The 21,740-nt window shown below is 56.5% G+C and carries 17 protein-coding genes; 12 read left to right on the forward strand and 5 right to left on the reverse strand.

What is annotated here, in order from left to right; all coding sequences use genetic code 11:
• The 7 genes from ACR0KS_RS03070 (at window position 1) to ACR0KS_RS03100 (ending at window position 8,902) form a co-directional block, all read left to right on the forward strand.
• Complete coding sequence (locus tag ACR0KS_RS03070) at window positions 1–1,011, forward strand: zinc-binding alcohol dehydrogenase family protein (RefSeq protein WP_170562525.1); 1,011 nt, start codon at window positions 1–3, stop codon at window positions 1,009–1,011.
• 19 nt (window positions 1,012–1,030) lie between these two features.
• Window positions 1,031–2,644: a GMC family oxidoreductase N-terminal domain-containing protein gene (locus ACR0KS_RS03075; protein ID WP_170562530.1), complete on the forward strand. Its 1,614-nt coding sequence runs from the start codon at window positions 1,031–1,033 to the stop codon at window positions 2,642–2,644.
• Between the two features lie 502 nt (window positions 2,645–3,146).
• The gene (locus tag ACR0KS_RS03080) at window positions 3,147–4,163 is read left to right on the forward strand and encodes a substrate-binding domain-containing protein (protein ID WP_170383440.1); all 1,017 of its coding nucleotides are present in this window, start codon (window positions 3,147–3,149) and stop codon (window positions 4,161–4,163) included.
• Between the two features lie 218 nt (window positions 4,164–4,381).
• Window positions 4,382–5,890, forward strand: a complete 1,509-nt coding sequence (locus ACR0KS_RS03085; protein WP_170618230.1) for a sugar ABC transporter ATP-binding protein — start codon at window positions 4,382–4,384, stop codon at window positions 5,888–5,890.
• Entirely contained in the window at window positions 5,887–6,918 is a 1,032-nt protein-coding gene (locus ACR0KS_RS03090) for an ABC transporter permease (protein ID WP_170562535.1), read from the forward strand. The genes ACR0KS_RS03085 and ACR0KS_RS03090 overlap by 4 nt, the downstream gene beginning before the upstream one ends.
• Window positions 6,915–7,937 carry an ABC transporter permease gene (locus tag ACR0KS_RS03095; RefSeq protein WP_170562538.1) on the forward strand — a complete coding sequence of 341 codons (1,023 nt, stop codon included), beginning with the start codon at window positions 6,915–6,917 and terminating at the stop codon, window positions 7,935–7,937. The genes ACR0KS_RS03090 and ACR0KS_RS03095 overlap by 4 nt, the downstream gene beginning before the upstream one ends.
• The gene (locus ACR0KS_RS03100) at window positions 7,934–8,902 is read left to right on the forward strand and encodes a sugar-binding transcriptional regulator (protein WP_170562541.1); all 969 of its coding nucleotides are present in this window, start codon (window positions 7,934–7,936) and stop codon (window positions 8,900–8,902) included. The genes ACR0KS_RS03095 and ACR0KS_RS03100 overlap by 4 nt, the downstream gene beginning before the upstream one ends.
• A 113-nt stretch (window positions 8,903–9,015) precedes the next feature.
• Here ACR0KS_RS03100 and ACR0KS_RS03105 read toward each other — a convergent pair whose 3' ends face one another.
• The gene (locus ACR0KS_RS03105; protein WP_170562545.1) at window positions 9,016–9,816 is read right to left on the reverse strand and encodes an MBL fold metallo-hydrolase; all 801 of its coding nucleotides are present in this window, start codon (window positions 9,814–9,816) and stop codon (window positions 9,016–9,018) included.
• 65 nt (window positions 9,817–9,881) lie between these two features.
• On the opposite strand from ACR0KS_RS03105, the gene ACR0KS_RS03110 reads away from it, so the two are divergent.
• Complete coding sequence (locus ACR0KS_RS03110; protein WP_170562547.1) at window positions 9,882–10,814, forward strand: AraC family transcriptional regulator; 933 nt, start codon at window positions 9,882–9,884, stop codon at window positions 10,812–10,814.
• A gap of 33 nt (window positions 10,815–10,847) precedes the next feature.
• Here the strand turns inward: ACR0KS_RS03110 and ACR0KS_RS03115 are convergent, their stop codons facing one another.
• Genes ACR0KS_RS03115 through ACR0KS_RS03130 form a run of 4 tightly spaced genes read right to left on the reverse strand, consistent with a single transcriptional unit; the run spans window position 10,848 to window position 16,382 of the window.
• The gene (locus tag ACR0KS_RS03115) at window positions 10,848–11,585 is read right to left on the reverse strand and encodes an aspartate racemase/maleate isomerase family protein (RefSeq protein WP_170562550.1); all 738 of its coding nucleotides are present in this window, start codon (window positions 11,583–11,585) and stop codon (window positions 10,848–10,850) included.
• Window positions 11,582–12,649, reverse strand: coding sequence for an aminotransferase class I/II-fold pyridoxal phosphate-dependent enzyme (locus ACR0KS_RS03120; RefSeq protein ID WP_170562553.1), 1,068 nt, complete (start codon window positions 12,647–12,649; stop codon window positions 11,582–11,584). Before ACR0KS_RS03120 ends, ACR0KS_RS03115 begins: the two co-directional genes overlap by 4 nt.
• Window positions 12,646–14,292, reverse strand: coding sequence for a hydantoinase B/oxoprolinase family protein (locus ACR0KS_RS03125; protein WP_170562556.1), 1,647 nt, complete (start codon window positions 14,290–14,292; stop codon window positions 12,646–12,648). Before ACR0KS_RS03125 ends, ACR0KS_RS03120 begins: the two co-directional genes overlap by 4 nt.
• The gene (locus ACR0KS_RS03130; RefSeq protein ID WP_170562559.1) at window positions 14,292–16,382 is read right to left on the reverse strand and encodes a hydantoinase/oxoprolinase family protein; all 2,091 of its coding nucleotides are present in this window, start codon (window positions 16,380–16,382) and stop codon (window positions 14,292–14,294) included. The genes ACR0KS_RS03125 and ACR0KS_RS03130 overlap by 1 nt, the downstream gene beginning before the upstream one ends.
• Before the next feature lie 610 nt (window positions 16,383–16,992).
• On the opposite strand from ACR0KS_RS03130, the gene ACR0KS_RS03135 reads away from it, so the two are divergent.
• From ACR0KS_RS03135 to ACR0KS_RS03150, 4 genes are all read left to right on the forward strand, one after another.
• Window positions 16,993–17,613 carry a hypothetical protein gene (locus ACR0KS_RS03135; protein ID WP_170562562.1) on the forward strand — a complete coding sequence of 207 codons (621 nt, stop codon included), beginning with the start codon at window positions 16,993–16,995 and terminating at the stop codon, window positions 17,611–17,613.
• Window positions 17,614–17,651: 38 nt separating this feature from the next.
• Window positions 17,652–18,311 carry a response regulator transcription factor gene (locus tag ACR0KS_RS03140; RefSeq protein ID WP_170383466.1) on the forward strand — a complete coding sequence of 220 codons (660 nt, stop codon included), beginning with the start codon at window positions 17,652–17,654 and terminating at the stop codon, window positions 18,309–18,311.
• A complete protein-coding gene (locus ACR0KS_RS03145) occupies window positions 18,311–19,660 on the forward strand; it encodes a sensor histidine kinase (protein ID WP_170562565.1) in 1,350 nt (449 codons plus the stop codon). The genes ACR0KS_RS03140 and ACR0KS_RS03145 overlap by 1 nt, the downstream gene beginning before the upstream one ends.
• Before the next feature lie 262 nt (window positions 19,661–19,922).
• Window positions 19,923–21,692 carry a pilus assembly protein TadG-related protein gene (locus ACR0KS_RS03150; RefSeq protein WP_170562568.1) on the forward strand — a complete coding sequence of 590 codons (1,770 nt, stop codon included), beginning with the start codon at window positions 19,923–19,925 and terminating at the stop codon, window positions 21,690–21,692.
• Window positions 21,693–21,740: the final 48 nt, after the last annotated feature.

Genomic DNA, 21,740 nt, shown 5'->3' on the forward strand with positions numbered 1-21,740 from the left:
ATGAAAGCCGTGGGATTTCTGAAGTCACTGCCAATTGACGCGCCTGACAGCCTGATGGATGTCAACCTGCCAGAGCCGGTCCTTCGACCCAACGATCTGCTGGTCGAGGTTGAGGCGATCTCGGTCAATCCCGCGGACGCCAAGCGCCGCATCCGAACGGCGGCCGAGCAGGACCATGCCGAGCCGTTCATTCTGGGATATGACGCCGTGGGTATTGTTCGTGACATGGGTCCCGAGGCCATAGGATTCACCAAAGGTGACCGCGTCTGGTATGCGGGCGATGCTGATCGTCCGGGGTCTTATGCCGAGTTGCAGGCGGTCGATCATCGCATCGCGTCGGTTGCGCCGAAGTCGGTCAGTCCTGCGGCGGCGGCCTCGTTGCCGTTGGTGTCGTTGACCGCTTGGGAAATGCTGTTTGACCGGTTGCAAGTTCCGACAAACGAAACACCTGCCAGCCTGTTGGTTATCGGCGGGGCCGGAGGGGTGGGCTCGATCACCTTGCAACTGGCACGCAAACTGACCGGGCTGCATCTGATTGCTACCGCCTCTCGCCCCGAAACGGTCGAATGGTGCAAGGAAATGGGCGCGCATCAGGTGGTCAATCACCGCGATCTGATCGCCGAGGTGCAGGCCGCCGGGCATGAGACCGTGAACTATATCACGCAATACGCCGATACCGCGCAGCATTGGGACGCCATGTGCGAACTGATCGCGCCACAGGGCCGGATCGGAACCATTGTTGAGACGCCGGAGAAGCTGGACATTTCCGCGTTGCAGGGCAAATCCGCCGCGCTGATGTGGGAGCTGATGTTCACCCGCTCGTTGTTTGGAACAACAGATATGGCGCGGCAGGGGCAGATTTTGGCCCGTGTCGCCAGTATGGTCGATGACGGGATCATCAAAACCACCGAACAGAAAACTCTAAACGGGTTGTCGGCGGATACGCTGAAAGAAGCGCATGCGATCATTGAAACCGGGCGCATGATCGGCAAACTTGTCGTCGCATACTAATCAGAAAGACCAGAACTCCATGACAGACGCCCGGAAACTTGATGGCGAATATGACTATATCATCGTCGGCGCGGGCACGGCCGGATGTGTCTTGGCCAATCGCCTGACCGAAGACCCCAAGACTCGGGTGCTGCTGCTGGAGGCGGGCGGATCGGACAATTACCACTGGGTGCATATCCCCGTGGGCTATCTCTATTGCATCGGTAATCCGCGCACTGACTGGATGATGAAAACCGCGGCCGAACCGGGGCTGAACGGGCGCTCTCTGGTTTATCCGCGCGGCAAGGTTTTGGGCGGCTGCACCTCGGTCAACGGCATGATCTATATGCGGGGGCAGGCGGCGGATTATGATCACTGGCGTCAGTTGGGCAATGCTGGTTGGGGATGGGATGACGTGCTGCCCTATTTCCTGAAGTCCGAAGATCACCATGCGGGCGACAGCGACATGCACCGTGGCGGCGGCGAGTGGAAAGTTTCCAAGCAGCGCCTTGAATGGGATATTCTGAAGGCCGTGCAGGAAGGGGCCAAGGAATTCGGCATCCAGCCGCGTGCGGATTTCAACGATGGCAGCAACGAAGGCACCGGGTTTTTCGAGGTCAACCAACGCAATGGCGTGCGCTGGAATACCGCAAAGGGTTTCCTGCGTCCGGCCATGAAACGCCCAAACCTGCGCGTGCTGACTCATGCCGAGACCGAGACGTTGTTGTTCGACGGTAAACGGGTGACAGGCGTGCGCTTCCATCAAAAAGGCGTTCGCTACGACGCCTTCGCAGGGGCCGAGGTTTTGCTTGCCGCCGGAGCGATCAACTCCCCCAAAATTCTAGAGCTTTCTGGCGTTGGTCGGGGCGATGTGCTGGCCGAACATGGCATCGCCGTGCACCACGAAAGCGCGGGCGTGGGCGAGAACTTGCAGGACCATCTGCAAATCCGCACGGTCTTCAAAGTTCAGAACGCGAAAACGCTGAATACGATGGCAAACTCGCTGGTCGGCAAGGCGAAGATTGCGCTGCAATACGGGCTGACACAATCGGGGCCGATGTCGATGGCCCCCAGTCAGTTCGGAATGTTCACTAAATCCAACCCTGATCTGGCCACGCCGGATTTGGAGTATCACGTTCAACCCTTGTCCACCGACAAGCTGGGCGATCCGCTGCACCCCTTTCCTGCGATCACCGTCTCGGTGTGTAACCTGCGCCCGGAAAGTGTGGGCACCTGCCACATCCAAGGCACGAACTTGGCCCAGCAACCAGAGATACGCTTGAACTACCTTTCGACCGAGAATGACAAACGCGTGGCGGCGAAATCCGTGCGTCAAGCGCGTATGATTATGACCGCCAAGGCGTTGAAACCGTATCAACCCGAAGAAGTGCTGCCCGGCCCGGCGATGGAAAGCGAAGAAGACCTTGTGCGCGGAGTAGGTGATATCGCCACTACGATTTTTCACCCGGTCGGCACCTGCAAGATGGGGTCCGACGCCTCTGCCGTGGTGGGAGCAGACCTCAAAGTTCATGGGTTGACGGGGCTAAGGGTGGTCGACGCGTCAATCATGCCCAAGATCGTATCGGGCAATACGGCGTCTCCGGTCGTGATGATTGCCGAGAAAGCAGCGGACATGATCCGTGCAGCAATATGATCGCGGACGGCATTGTCTATGACGTTTTTGGCTTAGCGGCGAAAAAGCCCGAGTCCCTTTTTCGCTAGGTTTGGTCTGATCCGCTTCACGGAAACCGTCAAGGTCAAGGCTCGGATCACAGTGCAAGAACTGACGCTGGGCTTGGGAAAGAGGGATTCGTTCGACCCAAATTGAGCAAGGTTTTTGCCACGCGTGACCTGAGTTTTCCAAGGTGTCGAGAGATGCGTATTTCCCTTGGTCGTCTGCGGAATGTCGAGCTTTATAAAAGTGGTTAAAAAACAAAAACTTACATTGCAAACTTGTGCTCCAAAGTTCGCCAAAATCTTTGTCGAAAAATAATCAAAACCGTTGACTGAGAACGCAAACATGATAATAATAACACTTACTGCAATAAATTTCAGACACCTTGCTTGAGGAGGTCAGGATCTGAAATTGCGGCTCCGGAAGTGCATGTTCCGGGCTAGCCGCGCTCTGGAGGAAAAGCGAAAAGGGAAGAGAAAAAATGCAGCGGAGGAAATTACTAAAGGCAGGGCTTTTGGCTACGACGATGACATTCGTCGGAGGGGCCGCAGCCTTTGCACAGGATGGGAAACGTATCGCGTTTTTTGTCTCGGACTTGTCGAACGTGTTTCATCAATCTCAGGCAGCCGAAGCAGAACGCTATGCCAAAGAGAAGTACGGCGCCGAAGTTGTGGTGTTTGACGGTCAGGCGGATTCTGCCGTCATGACGCAGAACGTAGACCAGATCGCAGCGGGCGGGTTTGATGCCGCCACCTTGCATATCTGGGACGCTGAGGCGGCAACGCCGGGTGTAGAGGACGCCTTGGCAGAGGACATCGTCATGACCTCGTTCTTCAGCCCGATCACGGACACCGGTATCCCGACCGCACGCAGCGACGAAGCTGCGGTGTCGTTCGAGATGGGCGCGCAGATGGCAAAGGCGTGGAAAGAAGCGCACCCTGACAAGCCAATCGTCATGGTCCAGTTGGGCTGGCCGAACCATACCGAAGTGAACTCGGGCCGGACGGCTCCGTTTGCCGAAGGTGTATTGTCGGTTGATCCTGATGCAGAAAACCTTGGCGCGTTGGATTCCAGCAAGGGTCAGGAAGCCGCAAAGCAAATCATAGTTGATTTGCTCACGCAGCGCCCCGAAGTGAATCTGATCTACTCTGAGGCATCGAACCTTACTGTGGGTACGATGGCGGGTCTTGCCCAATTGGGACGTGGCAAATTCGATGACGGAAAGCCGCTGACCGAGATCGTGGCCAGCGTAGACTTTGATTCAGTCGAATTCGATCAGGTCTATGATCCAAATTCCAGCCTCAAAGCCTCGATGGGATTGCCGCCGGTGGAAACGGCGCAGGGTCGTATCGACCTGATCATGGACGTATTGGACGGAAAAGTGGAGCGGACATCCGATACGGCAGAGGAGTTCTTCTATAAGGCATACACTGTTTCCTACTGGAGCATGCCGAAAGAAGAGGCCGAGCAATGGCTAAAAGAGCAGTTTGGCGGCTGATTTAAGGACGCCACAATAAACTCGAACCAAATAAATCTTGGGTCCACCGTCCACTCTGGGATCTGATTGAAATGGTTCGGAATGTGTCACCAACCCTGTGCTGTAATGGTGTATTGGGGTTGGTGGCAAAAAACTCAAACTCAGATAGGCTTGGAGAATGGGCTGCGGCTGCGTCGCGCCATTTGCAGGCTTGTGTAAAGAACAACAAGGGGAAGATAGTGCAGATCGCGCAAGCAGAGAAGGCACTGTCCGTACGGGAACTCACCAAGGATTACCCCGGCGTGCGTGCCGTGGATGCCGTGTCATTCGATATAGACAGAAACAGCGTTCATTGCCTGGTTGGGGAAAATGGTGCGGGTAAATCCACCGTCGTCAAAATGCTGACCGGTGCGCTTGAACCGACCAGCGGGTCGATGGCCATTCTGGGCAAAACGTATGAGCCGACCAGCACGCAAGAGGCGCGAGACAGCGGGATTGGTACGCTGTTTCAGGAATTGCACGTCGTGGATCAGTTAACGGTTCTTGAAAACCTCACTTTGGGGATGGAAGCCAGCCGGTTCGGTTTTCTGGTCAAATCGGATCTGGAAGATCGTGTGGTAAGAACGCTTGCGGCGATCGAGCCGACAATCGACCCCAAGGCGCGCGTGTCAACGCTGAGTGTCGCGCAAAAGCAGATTGTCGAGATCGCGCGCGCTGCGTCGTCGGGTGCCAGCATTATCATCATGGATGAACCCACCGCGGCCCTGTCAGAACGCGAGGTAGAACGCCTGTTCGGTGTAATTCGTCGCCTCAGAGAATCTGATGTGACCGTTATCTATATCTCGCACAAACTGGATGAGATATTTGAGCTGGGCGACAATGTTACCGTCATGCGTGACGGCAAACACATCGCGACGAAACCTCTGGCCCAGGTGAATGGTCGCCCCGAATTGATCGAAATGATGGTGGGGCGTGCCATAACACATGACTATGAACCCCGTGGCGAGGTGCCGGACAAGCCGGTTCTGACCGTCAAAGGGCTGCGCAACCACCTGCTGCAAGACGTTTCCTTTCATGTGAACGAAGGTGAAATCGTCGGGTTCTACGGGCTAGTCGGAGCAGGCAAAACTGAAATCGCCCGCGCCATTTATGGGGCAGACAAGGCCAGCGGGCAGATCGAGTTCAAACAGCGCCAGCGTCCGACCTCGCCGAAAGAGGCAATCGCCGCAGGTATAGCCCTTGTTCCTGAGGAACGACGCACCCAAGGTCTGTTCACAGAGCTGACCATCCGGCGCAATATTCCGATAATGAATATCCGCAAATTGGCGAGCTTTGGGGTTTTTAATGATGAACGCGAAAAAGCCGTTGCCAGAGAGTATGTTAACAAGCTGGGCATAGCCACCAACTCGATCGAGAAATACGCCGAGAAACTCTCGGGCGGAAACCAGCAGAAGGTCGTCTTGTCAAAGTGTCTGTTCGCAGATGCGGACTTGCTGCTGCTTGATGAACCCACGCGCGGGGTCGACGTGGGCGCGAAATCCGAAATCTATGACCTGATCCGCGATCTGGCCAACAAGGGCAAGTCGGTCTGCATTTTCTCATCCGAATTGGAGGAGGTTTTGGGCATCTGTGATCGGGTTTTTCTGATGTTCAATGGACGGATCAAGGCAGAAATCAAAAACGGGGCCGAGGTCGACATTCCCCACATCCTGAATGTCGTGACCGGCGGGAGCGGTGAAAAACCATGACGGATCAGGCAATCGCAGGACGCAGACTGGCCGAACGCGACAACAGGCTGAGCGATGAGATGTTCATCACCTCATTGGTGGCGGGCGCAGCGGTGGCGTTGTTCATGCTTGCGTCGATTTTTGTTCCCAACTTCTTTCAGTTTCAGAACGTTGTGAACCTCGTAACCAATAACTGGGCTGTGATCTCGCTTGGCGTTGGGGTCACGTTTCTCTTGGTTTCCGGGAATTTCGACCTGTCGGTCGGTGGCATTGTCGCCCTGTCCGGTGTTCTGGCTGTGTGGTTCGCGCAGGCATCGGGCGGGGCCAATGCGCTGTCCTCTGGCTGGGGGATGCCGACGGGTCTGGCCATGTGCTGCGCCTTGGTCGGAGCGTTGGCGATCGGGGCGGTCAACGCGGTGTTTGTCGTGGTGCTGAGGGTGCCTTCGATCATTGTCACACTGGGGACGATGATGCTGGCGCGAGGGATCGCGCAGGTGATTACCCAAGGGTCGCAGCGCAATACAAACCTGCCGTCCGACTTCGGTACGTTGGGGAATATGGCGATGTTCGGCACTTCGATAAAGCTGCCGGTCGTTCTGATGGCGATCCTGATCCTTGTTGCCGTATTCGTCGAGCGGAAAACGGTCTTTGGCCGGCTTACCTACCTGATCGGAGCGAACCCAGTGGCCTCGCGCCTTTCCGGAGTGGATAATGCGGGGCACGTTGTGAAACTGTACCTGTTCAGCGCATTTGTCGCCGGAGCCGTCGGCATCCTGCTGGCCTCAGAGTTCAAGTCGGGTTTTTCCAATCGAGGAACGCTGATGGAGTTCGACGCGCTGGTCATTTCGCTGTTGGGAGGTGTCGCAATCGCGGGCGGATTTGGTTCGGTGATCGGGATGTTCTTCGGCGCGATTGTCCTGGCGACAGTGACGTCTGCCGCGACAGGGCTGGTTCTGTCACCGGACTGGCAATTCACCCTCAAGGCGATCGCTGTATTCATCGCGATCATGGCACAGACTTGGGCTCTGGCCCGGAGGCACGCACAATGACTGAATTGACCCAAAGCCGTAGCCCTGGCGACCGTGCCAAGCAATTCCTGAAGGACTATTATATCTACCTGGTTCTCGTCCTTGTAGTCGTGGTCCTCAGTACCGCCAATCTGGACAAGTTTCCTCTGTTCGAGCGCGGAAACTTCCTGAGTGAGCGCAACATAGTCAACATCCTGCGCATATCGGCACCGGTATTGACGCTAGCGGGGGCGTTCACTCTGCTGATGATCTCGGGCTATATCGACCTGTCGGTTGGCAGCGCCATGAGCCTGAGCGCCGTTGTTTATGCGCTGCTTGCGATCAACGGCGTGCCTTTCGTGCCTGCCTTTCTCGCAACGGTTCTGGTGGGCGTTCTACTAGGCGCGATCAACGGGTTTTTGGTGGTCCGGTTGAAGATAACGCCGGTGATCGCAACCCTGATTACGCTGAGCCTGTACAAAGGGATCGCACTTTTGCTTGTTGAGGACGGCGTGTCGGCAATCAAATCCGGTGGTGGGTTGAAAATGCCAGGCTGGTTCAACGATTACGGCCGCGACGGGGTTCTGTTTGGACTGCCTTGGGCGTTCTGGGTCGCCATTTTGGTGACGATTGCCATGATCATCGCACAAGACCGTATGAAGCTGGGAAAATACGCGGCCGCGACCGGAGGCAATCCGACGGCGGCCAAACTGTCGGGCATCAATACAGCTCGTGTCGTGATCGGGCTGTATGTTCTGGTTGGCATTTGCGCGGCTTTGGCGGGTATTGCGAGGTCCAGCTTTATGTCTCTTGGCGACCCTCTATCCGGCGATGGCATGGAATTAACCGCTATACTTGTGGTTCTGTTGGGTGGTACAGCCTTCAGCGGTGGTGAAGGTCGTGTTCTGAAATCGTTTATCGGGGCGCTGATCATCATGTCCCTGACGGTCGGAATGTTGACACTGGTGCCCGCGTATTTCCAAACTTTGGTTGTCGGCACAGCGCTTCTGCTGGCTGCGGCATCGAACCATTTGGTGAGCAGAAAGGATAACGAAAGTTGAACGCTACAGGTCCCGACCCGGATACTCTGCGCTTGATCGCTCGTGTGCTGACACTGCATTTTCAAGAGGGCTTGCTGCAGGCTGAGATTGCGAACAGTCTTCGTTTGTCGACTGCAAAGGTAAATCGTCTGATCAAGCAAGGTCGTGAAATGGGGATGGTCGAGTTTCGCATTCACAGCCCGTTCCAGCGCCTGTTCGACCTAGAGCGACAGTTGAGAGAGCGTTGGCCGCAGGCAGAGTTCCTTGTGGCGGACACCGTAACCGAAAACGCGGAAACCACGTTGGATCTGGTGGGCAAGGCGGCTGCACAACATCTTCAAGCTATCCTTCAAGATGATGATGTTCTGGCCATTTCGGGCGGCAAAGCCCTGAGCGCCGTAGCTAACCACCTGCAAGTGCGGGGTAAGACGTCTAATATCGTGATACCGCTGACCGGTGGTGTGCAGGGACAGCACTATACGGATGTAAACCACATCGCCACACGTATCGCCGATGGGCTAGGTGGGACGGCAACGCTTATTCATGCGCCTTTGCACGCGGATTCGGAACAAGAGCGCGACATGCTTTTATCTGTCCGCGCTATCCGCGACATTCTTGAGCAGGCACGCAATGCCCGCGTCTCGATCATGGGGCTGGGTGCTGTCACCGGCGAAGGAGCGACTTACTACAAAGCCCATCCTCTGTCCGAAGAAAATCGAACCCAACTATATAAGGACGGCGTGCGCGCTGAATTGCTGGGTCATCTGGTCGATTTGGCCGGAAAGCTGTGCGACAGCGAATTGAATTCCAAACTGGTCAGCCTGCCACTTGCCCAAGCCAAGGATATCCCGGTTCGGATTGGGGTCGCGACCGGTCCCGAAAAGGTGGAGCCTATCGTCGCCGCCCTAAACGGCGATCACATCAATACCTTGGTGGTTGATGATACAACGGCCCAATCGGTTCTGGGGTGCTCTGAGGAAAGTTGACGTAAGCGCCAGACCTACTTGGCTGTTCGCACACGGCTGAAACCCTGCCCGCATTTTAAAGCGGGCAGCCGTTTGAGGCGGCGAGGTTCTTCTTCACGGTCGAAAAAGTGGGGTCACATCGGGGCAAAGCGATAGGTTTCACCGTCTGCATTTACTTTGCCCACGCCTGGGAACGCAAAATGTGTGGCTGCAATTGTAAAGCCTTGCGAGGCCGCCCGTTGCAGAAGCGCACTCCGGGTGGATACTGCCTGTTCCGGGTCGCCGTCCAGCGCATAGCTTACGCCCGGGTGGGTGAATTGCAGACGTTCCGAGATGATTGCGTCCCCGATGATCATCAACTCTTGCCCCTTGTCCGACACGAGAACTCCGGTATGGCCAGCAGTGTGCCCGGGCAGGGGGATCAAGCCTATGCCGGGTGCCAATTCGGTTTGGCCATCGTGTAGGACCACCCTGTCAGCAAAGCCTTGAGACACGGCCTGAATCATCTCGACCATTGGGCGCATGTCGGCGGGCACTGCATCGGGTAGGGCCGGGTTCGTCCAGAAATCCCACTCGGTGCGCGGGACGTGGATCTTTGCTCTGGGGAATGCGCCGGGGTCGGCCAGCGCGCCCATGTGATCAGCATGCATATGCGTAAGGATAATGTCGGTCGGGTCCACGGTTTCTAAACCGGGCCATGCCTGACCGGTATCCGGGAACCTTTCAGTCAGCGCATTTGCCGAGCCGGTATCGACCAGAAACAAACGTTCATCCGTGCGCAGCGTCCAGAGGTTCGCGCCGATCTCAACCTGCTCACCCAAGGAAACGCCTGCGGGAACATTTGCAAAATACCCGGCAGGCAGTTGAAAACGGCCGTCGTCGTGTACGGTCAGTTCAATGTCTCCGACCATAAGGGTGTGAGTTTGATTTGGCATGTCACTCTCCGCGCTAGTTCGGATTGACAATATGGGGCGGAACGCCAATCTGGATATTGTCACAAATGACGATGTCTTTGCTGATTGTGCCAAAAATGAAAGAGATGCAGCCGGTTCTGATCCTGGACTATCCCGGAGCCTTGCAATCCGCAGTGCTTGGGTTGCGGGATATGCTGTCGCATGCCGGTCTGAGCCCTGTTATCGACTCCGCCCCCAAGGACGAAGCTGGTAGATGGGGCGCGGTTGTTCTGCCGCCTGCTGCCGAAATGTCTGACCCTAATGCAACTCCGCAATTGGTTGAGTGGCTCAGGGAATGTGCGGCGGACGGAGTGTTGGTCTGTTCTGCCTGTGTTGGTCTGAACTGGGTGGCCGCGGCAGGGATAGACGGAAACAGGCCGGTGACAACGCATTGGGGAATTGTCAATCGCGTGCGCACGGATTGGCCTGCGTTGAACCTGGATACTGACCGGTTGGTGATCGAATATTCCGATCTGGTCACAGCAGGCGGGATGATGGCTTGGATCGACTTGGCGCTGATCGTTATCGAGCGGTTGGCAGGACGGGAAAGGATGCTGGAAACAGCGCGCCATTTTGTTGTCGATCCTGACCGCAGGGATCAACGGCGGTTTCAGAGGTTTCGGCCAATAACCAATCACGGCGACGGTCAGGTTTTGCGCGTCCAGCGGTACTTGGAGAAAAACCTTCAGCAACAAACGCCTGTATCTGATCTTGCAGAGATTGCCGCTATCTCGCCGCGCAGTCTGCAACGCCGGTTTGTCGCCTCCACTGGGTTGAACCTGACTCAGTATCTGCAGCGACTAAGGATGGAACGGGCCAAGTCCTTGTTGGCAGATAGTCCGGCCTCTGTTTCAGAGATTGCGTCGCAGACCGGTTACACGGATGTGCCCGCGTTTTACCGTGTTTTTCAACGCCTGACGGGAATGACACCTGCCGGTTTCAGAAACATGGTGCGTGCCGGTGACGGAGCGAATGGCTGACACCTTGTGCCTGCACCCATCACGCACACGGGCTCAAATGTGATCAAACAAGCGACCGGGCAGTGCGGTGTCGCGGCCAAGTTTCAACATTTGGATCATGCAAAAAACCATAGCCTGGTTCGAGGTGACGACAGGTTTCCCCAGATGCGCCTCAAGTCTGTCGATGGCCTCAACCGCGCGCATGTCGGTGCAACTCAGGACGATTGCCTGCGCGTCAGGATGGTCTGCTTGGCAGGCCAGATTAAACACCTCATCGGGGGTCAGTTCGCCTTGACCGGAATTCCCCAATTCGCGTCCTATATCGGCGCAGCGCACGGTTTCGATCCCGTTCTGCGACAGAAACTCCACGGCCTGCGTGTTGATCTCGCCAACATAAGGCGAGGAAAACCCAACCCTTGTTGCGCCCAAAGCTTTGATGCCAGCGATCAATGATCCGGCCGCCGTTAGCGATTGCGCGCCCGATTGGGCTTTAATCTGCCGCGCAAGGTCCGTATCAAATGCAGGCCCATGCGTCAGAGTGGCAGAGGTGCAGCCGTACAGCACAATGTCCGGCCGAACGCCCGCAATCATCCGCAAATCGTGGCTGATATCCGAGGCACCCAAACCTGCCATCTGTTCAGACCCCGGGATCTCATCCACGTCGTAGCCGCCCATACGCTGGAAATGAACCGTGGTGTTCGGTGGGCGCAACATCTCCATGTCAGGTTCAAGATTGGTGTTCGTGTAGGGGACGAGCACGCCAATCTTGGCTGCGGTTCGCGTCTCGGTCATGCCAACTCTCCTTTCAGCACGCTCAGCGCCTTGTCCATAGTCTCGGGGGCGCAAATCGTTGCACGCAGACAGTCCGGCAGGCCATAACCCGCCATTCCGCGCATCAGCAGATTTTCGTTCCGCAAAGCGGCGTCGGCGGCCTGAGCATCACGCGTTGAAGCAAAACGCAGCAGGACAAAATTCGTATGGCTGTCCGGCACGGTCAGCCCAAGCGCACGGCAGTCCTGCGCAAACTGGTCGCGAAGGGTTGCCGTTTGGCCGACCACCTCGCGCATGTGGGATTGATCACGCATGGCGGCGGCTGCGGCAGCTTGCGATGCTGATGATATATTGTTTGGATTCAGAAGCTTGCGCATTTGGTCGGCAATGTCCGGTGGAAAATACCCCCATCCGACACGAGCACTCGCCAACCCATAGGCTTTGGAGAAGGTCCGCGTGACGACGGTGTCACCTCGGTCCGCCAGCGCGAAGATGTCTGCGGGGTTATTGTTCGTGTCCGAAAACTCGGCATAGGCTTGATCAACAACCAGCAGCACGTTGTCCGGTAACTCGGTGCGCAGCCTCAGGATGTCAGAGTTCGGAATAAGCGTTCCAGTCGGGTTGCCCGGATTACATATGAAAACAACGCGTGTCGCAGGCGTTACCCTGGCAAGAACTGCGTCAACACTGACCGTCAGATCAACTTCGGGTGCCGTCTGATAATCCGCCTGTACTTGCGCGGCAGCCGATGCCACAAATGCATATCCGTATTGCGTGCCCAAAACCTGATCACCGGGCCCTGCGTAGGCGCGGATCAGGCAGCCAATCAGCTCCATCGACCCCGCCCCACACAAGATGCGCGCTGGGTTCAGGCGGTGCACGTCCGCGATGGCTGCGCGCAGCTCGGTCCACTCGGGGTCGGGGTAAAGCGTGAGGTTAGCCGCCGCCGTTTGCCCTGCGCGAACCGCGGCAGGACTGGCGGGAAACGCGCTTTCATTCTGTGCCATCGAGATTGTCTGCGCCCCGCCCAGATCGGCAAGGGCATAGGCTGCCATATCAGCGACATAAGCGTTCGGGCGGATCATGTGTCACCTCCGTAAGCCTTTGCGCCGTCTGGGGTGACCAGACCGCGTTTCAGATCGAGGTCGAGGGCCGAGGGATCGCGCAGCTTCGGATTTCCGAACCCGCCGCCGCCTGGCGTCTCAAAGATCAGGTAGTCGCCCGGTTCAACGCGCAGCTCACCCTTGCCCGGAATGTCCTCGGCAGCGTTGCGAAAGTGAATGCGGCCGGGTTTTCCAGCGCGGCCGCCCATCCTGCCAAGAGCGGGGAATTTCAGCCGCTCAACCGAAAGGAACACAACAAAAGGCGCGTTATTGGACGATGTGATTTCTATGCGCTGACCCAGCCCGCCGCGATATTGCCCCTCGCCGCCGGAATCCGGCCTAAGTTCGCGCCGCCAGATCGTCACGGGCGCGACGCTTTCCGTGATTTCGACCTGACTGCCAAAAACGCCGGACGGATAGGCCGTTGCCGACAAGCCATCCGCATGAGGCCGCGCACCTGTTCCGCCATTATGCACGGGTTCGATTGCAAACTCCCGCCCACCGTCGCGGGCCACTTCGGGCGCGTGACGCATAGGCAGGTCAAACATGCAGCTTGCGCCCTCTGCCGGTACTTGATCAGGCAGGGCTTGATGCAGGCATCCCAGTACCAAATCAGGCGTCACCTGACCAAGAGTGTGCCGCATGGCGACGGGAACGGGCCTTTGGGCGTTCAGGATGCACCCTTTCGGTCCGTCAACGGTGAAGGGCTCCAACGATCCAGCGTTGTTCGGTATGTCCGACCCAACGATGCAGCGCAGCGCAAATACCGTGTAGGCCGTGGCATAATTCAGCGGTACGTTAATCCCTTTGCGAGAACACCCCGAGGTGCCAGAGAAATCCACATGCATTCTGTCCTGATGGACAGTCAGGGTGGCGTGAAGTTCCAGTTCATTCTCATACCCATCCATTTTCAGGACGTTCTTGTAGACACCATCAGGAACCTCGGCGATTGCAGCCTGAGTCCCGCGGCGCGAGGTGTCGATGATATAAGCGCCCAGCGTATCCAGATCATCGAGGCCGAATTCCTCCATCATACCCAGCAGACGGTCGACCCCGGCCTCGCAACAGGCGATCAGCGCGTAGATATCGCCCTCATTCGCGATGGGTTCGCGGGAATTGGCGCGGATGATGTCAAGAAGCAGGGCGTTTGGCACGCCTTGATCGACAAGTTTACAGGGCGGGATCAACAAGCCCTCGTCATAGATGTCAGACCCCTCTGGTCCCATGCCAAGCCCGCCCAAATCCACCAGATGAGAGGTGCACGAGGTAAAGCCCACGACTTGTCCATTCCTGAAAGCGGGCATCATCAGAAGAAAGTCGTTCAAATGCCCAGAGGCCAGCCACGGGTCGTTGGTCATATAAATGTCACCCGGTTTCATGTCCTGAACCGGGAATGCCGCGCGCAGATGCTGAACCGCTTCGGCCATTGTGTTGATATGTCCGGGCGTGCCTGTGACAGCCTGCGCCAGCATGCGTCCGTTCGCATCAAATATACCGGCCGAGATATCCCCGCACTCGCGCACGATTGGGCTGAAGGCCGCCCGGATCAGGGTTTGCCCCTGTTCTTCGACAACCGCCAGAAGACGGTTCCACATAACTTGGAGTCGGGCAGGAGAGTGGGTCATCATTCTGTTCCTTTCCGGGTAAGAACCAGATTCCCGATCGCGTCCACTCGGGCGGAGAAGTCCGAGGAGACCAACGTGGTTGTCTGCGGCTCGGTGATCAGCGCGGGTCCGGGAAGACAATCACCTGCGTGTAAGTCCGAGCGAGCGATCAGCGTTGCCTGTACCGTTTCTCCGGTCACGTCGCAGGTAACGGGGCGCGTTTGCGATGGTTTTGTTGCGCGAGATACCGGCGCATCAGCCAATGTAGGCGGTTCCTTTTCGACGGTCGCCACGCGCACTGACCAGTTGAGGATTTCTATCTGCATCCCCGGCACCGGGCGAGAGAACTGCTTGCGATATTCCTCCTCAAACGCATGGGTGAGGGGGGCTATGTCTTTGGGGGAAAGATTGCGGTCGGGCAGGGGGATTTCAATTTCATGGCCCTGACCGCTGTAACGCATGAACGCAGTACGCTGTCGCAGAGTTGGCGCATCGCCCGCGCCTTGGGTAACCACCAGTTGCGCCTCGGAAATCATCGCGTCGAACAGCGTGTTGATGGCGTCAACATCGATGCTTTCCAACATGGAATACCGTGACCGCACGATCTCAAAACTGACAGGGGCATACAGGAAGCCAACAGCCGAACCAACGCCGGGATTTGGCGGGATCACGATCCGGCTTACTCCGGCTGACCGGGCAACCCGTGTTGCATGCAGAGGGCCATTGCCGCCAAACGCGATCATGGTGCGGGTGCCAAGTTCCTTGCCGCTTTCGACGGCATGCATGCGTCCGGCGCTGGCCATGCTTTCGTCGACGATGCGGCTGACACCATCTGCGGCACCGGTTGCGTTCAGGCCGAGCTTGGTCCCGATCCCTTGTTCCAAAGCATGTTGTGCAGCCTCGGGGTCAATCGCGATGTGTCCTTCGGCAAAGGTTTCGGGGGTGATGTAGCCTAGTGCGATGTCGCTGTCTGTGACCGTCGGATCCGTGCCGCCACGCAGGAACGCAACGGGGCCGGGTTCGGAACCTGCCGACTGTGGCCCTACGGTCAATCGCCCCAACCGATCCACCCCGGCAATCGAGCCGCCGCCCGCTCCGATTTCGATCATTTCGATCACGGGAATTCGCACCGGCATGCCCGAGCCCATGATGAACCGGGCAGCACGCGCGATTTCAAACTGGCGCGAGGTTTGTGGCTGCGCATTGTCGATCAGGCAGAGCTTGGCTGTTGTGCCGCCCATGTCAAAGGACAGAACCTGATCTAGACCCGCGCGTGCGGCGATCCGGGCGGCAAGAATGGCGCCTCCGGCCGGGCCGGATTCGACAAGACGGATGGGGAATTGCGCAGCCGTGTCTAGGGTGCACATCCCACCACCCGCTGTCATCATCAGGATCGGGCAGCCTAGACCTTCGTCACGGAACTGGTCCGCAAAGCGCTTCAGGTATGTCTGCATCAAGGGCTGGATATAGGCGTTCGCAACCGTGGTGCAGAGGCGATCAAACTCACGCGCCTCGGGGCTGACCTCGGACGAGATTGAGATGGCCAGTTCGGGGCGCTCTTGGGCCAAGACCGCTTGCAGGTGCTGTTCGTGCGCGGAGTTGGCGTAAGCGTGCATAAGGCAAATGGCGACCGCGTCCGCGCCGCTTGCGTCGATCTCGTCCAGCACCGCGTCGATCGCAGGCTGCTCTAGCGCGATAAGCACGTCACCGTCCACCGACATACGCTCGCGCACCGTGAACGCCCTTTCCCGAGGCACCAGCAGGTCGGGCTTTTCCAGATTGATATCGTATTGCGCATAGCGCCGCTCGTAGGCGATTTCGAGAATGTCGCGGAAGCCCTCGGTCGTGATCGTTGCAACCTTGGCGCCGCGCCGCTCGATCAGGGCATTGGTGGCCAACGTCGTTCCGTGAATGAAACCAGAGACGTCGGACAACGCACATCCCGATTGCCTCATGACCCGTCGTGCACCGTCCATTGCACCCTCGGCAGGGTTTTGATGGGTGGTCAGGGTTTTGGTCGAAGCGACAATCTGGTCTTCGCCTGAAACCAGAACCGTGTCTGTAAATGTGCCGCCAATATCAATGGCCAGGCGCAGAGTTTGAGGGGTCATTCTGTATTCCGAAATCCGAGTGATCGCAGCGGGTTGCAGAAGGCAAGAGCCTTACGATCAAGCAGAGATCACCAGATCGCAGCCAGTTGCCCGGCGATCCATAGGATTGGGAATACAAGTCATCGTCATGCAGCAAGTGTGCAAGTGCCGGTTATCAGCGGCAAGCAAAAATGCGACGCGATAGTATGGAAGCGACATCAAATTTTGACGTTCCGGCAAACGATGTTGGCAAAACCCCGGTTGCTGGGTTCAATCCCAACCTGTCTAAGGCCATTTCCGTCGTCCTGCCTGTTGAGACCCGGCGGAAATGAAACCGGGCCAGCCAAGGGTTCTTGAACCTCAATAATTGGCTGGCCCGGTTGTTTTTGCCTCCGTGAGTAGCAGGGCAAAACGTTGTTTGTTCGTTAGCTCGAGACGAGTTTTGCAGTTGTTTCCAAAATGCGTGTCGCTGTTTCTCAACGTAAGTGAGCAAAATGCTTGATTTAGAATCGTTTAGCCCTTCTTATTGAACAGATTTTCATTGAACCCACGTGGAATTAACCGTTCATCACACGTTCACGTTGAGTTGAGTAAGCTTTGCATAGGATTTCGCGGGAAAAGAGTGGAAGGAATGAAGAAGCTCTTGGCGATTATATGTTTGGCTACTTTGCTCTTGGGTGCCGAGAGCCAAGCCGCTACGCGTGAGCTGAAACAATCCGAGCTGCGAAAGGTTACTGCTTCGGGAACGGCAATCCGGCTGAAGAAAGTAATCAAAGGGGTTGAGCGGGTCTTTGGTGGAACGCCAGTGGACGCGCGCGCTTTTCAGTCCGACAAGGTCTATTATCGCATCTTGGTCAAGAAGCCGAATGGCGAAATCATAAGTGTTATTGTAGACGCCCAATCCGGCGTCGTTGTGTCCAATAGATCTAGTGTTGGACGCCAGATTTCAGAAGCTGCCCGGTCAAACAAAGGAAACTCGGCGAGTGCCAAGTCTCAGGGCAACTTTGGCAACAAGGGCAACAGCGGGAACCGGGGTGGAAACAGCAACTCCGGCGGTAACGGTAATTCCGGCGGTAACGGTAATTCCGGGGGTAACGGTAATTCCGGCGGCGGTGGTGGAAACTCCGGCGGTGGTGGTGGTAACTCCGGCGGCGGAGGTGGTAACTCCGGCGGGGGTGGCGGAAACTCCGGCGGCGGCGGTGGTAACTCCGGCGGCGGGAATTCGGGTGGAAATGGCGGCGGTAGAAAATAATAGATGAACCGTCGCTCAAACAAATATAACTACGAAGAATGAGAGTACTACTTGCTGAGGACGAGCCGCACCTGTGCGCGCAAGTCAAGAAACTGCTGAACGCCGAAGGGCGTGTCGTCGACGTTGTTCATAACGGAGTGGACGCCCTTCATCTTGGTTCAACCGAACCGTATGACGTTATCATCCTTGATCTAGGGTTGCCGGAGCGCGATGGCATTTCCGTGCTGCGCGAATGGAGAAACGCGGGTTTGAAAACGCCCGTATTGATCCTGACCGCCCGAGACGGCTGGAGCGAGAGGGTGGATGGTCTCGACGCCGGTGCGGATGACTATATGACCAAACCCTTTCACATGCCCGAGCTGGCCGCCCGTGTTCGGGCGATTCTGCGGCGTCAAAGCGGCTTGATGAATCCGGTGATTGAGATGGGCAGCGTCACGCTCGACTCGAAAAACGGGCGTGTGACAGCGCAGGGGATCGCAGTTGATCTGACCGCGCAGGAGATCGCCGTTCTCACCTACCTGGCCCATAATCGCGGGCGCTTGGTGTCAAGATCCGAGCTTTCCGACCACATTTATGAATACGACGCGGACAGGGATTCCAACACAATCGCCGTGTTCATAACGCGATTGCGCAAGAAGTTGGGGGCCGACTTGATCAAGACCGTTCGGGGCCGCGGGTACATGATTGATACCGACTAATGCTGTCTTTGCGCCAACGGGCATTGCTGGGAGGAATCGCGACCGGTGCAGTATCCGTTGCAGTTGGGACGCTGGCCGTTTTCTCGTACATCGACTCCAGAGTCTCGGATCGCTTTGACAGCACGCTGAGGGATCGGCACACGCAACTTGTCGTAGGTCTAAGCGCGACAACCGGCGACCCCGAGGCTTTGCGTAGCCTGATGTTTGACCCCGCGTATGGGACTCCGTATTCGGGGCGCTATTGGCAGGTTACAAATGCAGCCGGAGAGATTTTCACCTCGTCATCGCTTTTTGACGAAACCATAGCCGAGCCTCTGGATTCCCCCGATACGCCTAGAATCTGGAACATTCCGGGCCCAGAAGGTGAAAGGGTCCGCAGCATATTTCAAGAGATCACCTACGAAGACGGTACGGTCTGGGGGGTCAGTGTTGCCGAAAGCCAGGCCCAATTGATTGCTGAGAGGCGCGCAGCGCAGCGCAGTCTGCTGCCCGTATTCGCGTTGGTCGGGTTGATTGGTGTTGTGGGGTCGATGCTGCTGTCCTCGGTCATTCTGGGGCCGCTGAGAAAGCTAAGAAGCGATGTGTCCCACCGTTGGGATACGGATGAGGGGCTAGAGCCTGCAGATTATCCAGAAGAAGTTTCGCCGCTGGTCGAGGATTTGAACCAGCTCTCGCGTCGCAACCGGGACATTGTGTCCGGTTCCCGGCGGCAGGCGGCGGATTTAGCGCATGCCCTCAAGACACCGACCGCCATTCTGAGGAATGAACTCAGCACCTTGTCCGAGGACGGCGCGCCGACAGAGGCCGCACAGGAAGCGTTGGACAGGATCGATGCACAGCTCAGCCGGTCGCTGGCCAGGATGAGGGCTTTGAATACAGCAGAGCTTTCGCACTCGAGAACCGATCTGTCGAATTCGGTGGACCGGCTCACCCGCCTGTTTTCTTCGATGGCCGAGAGAGAAGGCAAAACGCTGGAGGTGACGCGCGCGCCGGGGCTGTGGGTTCGAATGGACCCGCAGGACATTGAGGAAGTGCTTGGGAACCTGATGGACAACGCGGTCAAATGGTGCCGAACCACCGTGCGCGTGACAGCGGTGTCCAAACGCGGGTGCATCGAAGTTCATATCGAGGACGACGGCCCGGGAATACCGGAAGACGACCGGCGCGAAGCGCTCAGGTCGGGCGGGCGTTTGGATACGTCGGTCACGGGCAGCGGGCTGGGATTGGCGATTGCCGTTGATCTGCTAAATGCCTACGGTGCCAAGCTAAACCTTGGTACGTCCAGCGATCTTGGCGGCTTGGAGAGCCGGGTTCTGATCCCGACGGGATTTAACCAGACATCGACCTAAGCTGAGTCTGTCCAAGAAAACCCGAAAATTAGCGGTGATAATTCGCTGTATTAATTTTTTAAGCGCTTCATTTTATTGTTGTTTCGGGGGGAATTGGCTAAATGCAGGTAGAATGATCGTGAACATATTTAGCATTTCCACCCGTTCACATTAAATTAACATTCCGTTCACCCTGCGAAATCTAAAAGGCAAATATTTAGCAAATTAGGGACATTATTTTCGAGCAATATCTCACGGAATCCTGAATTTTGTGGAGATTGCAATGCTCAAGTTCTGCCCTCAAGAGGCTGCAAGTTCCAAGCGGTCTAATAAATATCGTGAGTATCTAAAGCGCTTTTCTGGCGAAGAATATGGTGGCTTTACTATTTTCGTCCTTTTTATGTTCGTAACCCTTATCGCAATGACGGGCATAGCGGTCGACTTCATGAACTACGAACGTGACCGGGTTAAATTGCAATGGGCGCTGGACAATGCGGTACTGGCCGCCGCGAACCTAGAGCAGGAACTGCCGCCTGCCGATGTCGTCAATGCCCACCTCGCGGCTCAGGGGCTTGATGAGTACCAAAAGAACATCGGTGTTGAGGAATCCTATCTGGACCGAACTGTCTCGGCCAGTATCGGAACCGAGTTCGAGACACATTTCATGCGTTTGAGTGGGGTGGAATCCCTGTCCTTGGATGTTGCTTCTGCAGCGAACGAAGCCGCGCCACATACCGAGATTTCGATGGTCCTGGATATTTCGGGAAGCATGGGGAACAACAATCGCGTTGAACTCATGCAAGCTGCCGCCAAAGCCTTTATTACAAAGAGCTTGAGCCGGAACGAAGACCCGACCACGGGCGTAAAGTCCGACAAGCAGACTTCGATCAATATTATTCCGTTTGCCGGTCAGACGAACCCTGGTTCGACGATGTTTGAATACCTGGGCGGCGAGCGATTTGGCACGACTACAGAAGCGAACCATTTTCGGGAATGGGAGCAGGACGTTTCAAACGTTGTGTTCTGGTTCGATACCTCTGGCGGTGACGAGCCGAATTTCTCGGCAAAAATCGAAGGATACCCAAGTCACGACGTCGAGCTTTTCAACAAGGATGACGTCGATACCTATCATCACTACGTGAAAGAGTTCATCATCTCGAAGACTCCGGCATTGCCTGAAAAAGCTAAAATGTTGGGTGCGTCTATTAAGGGCGGCAAGCAAACAACGACGTTTTTCAGCATTGCTGGCGAGGAAATCACGGGTTCGACAAAGTTCAACAACGTGGATCTGGAATTCCAGTTCTCAGAGTTTTACGCCTATGTTGAGACGATCCCAAACAACGTCTCGTCTTGTCTTGAGATGACGTATTCGGATTTCATGAACTCGAATCTGCCGTCCGGGTCTATCGAGCAGGTGCCATATTTCGTGAACTGGGATTACGACGAAACAACCCAGAATTGGGGCTGGTGCCCGGACGATGAAATGAGCATCCGTTATGCGCAGAATAATGAAGGCATCCTGCACAACTTCATCGACAACCTGAGACTGTTTGACGGCACCGGTACCAATTACAGCCTGAAATATGCTCTGGCATTGTTGGACCCGGCGGCAAGAGACGCATTTGCGCATCTTAGCGCGGCCGGCGAAATACCCGTCGAATTCGCCAACCGTCCGCTGGATTGGGATGAGGAAGATTCGTCGAAATACATCGTTATCATGACGGACGGGCGGACCAGCCCACAGGTGCGGCCGACGAATGAAGTGGAAATTGAGAACGGTCTTACCGAATTAGTCGAACGTCCGGCCGGGGACACCACAGTCACCTCGTCGCAAGTAACCAACCTGCAATTGTTCAAGCAGCAGTGTGAGCTGGCTAAGGCAAACAATGTCGTGATCTACGCAGTCGCGTTCGAGACGTCGGGCACAGCAGCGGCAGAGGTCAAAGCCTGCGCATCGTCTCCGTCACACTACTACGAAGTGACGGGCGAAGAGATCATCGACTCGTTTGTTTCGATAGCAGGGTCGATCCAAAAACTTCGTCTGATCCAATAAGTACAAATCAAGGGCGCGCGATCCATTCGCGCCCCTTCCTTTTGAAGC

This window comes from Ruegeria sp. BC7 (genome assembly GCF_056539165.1).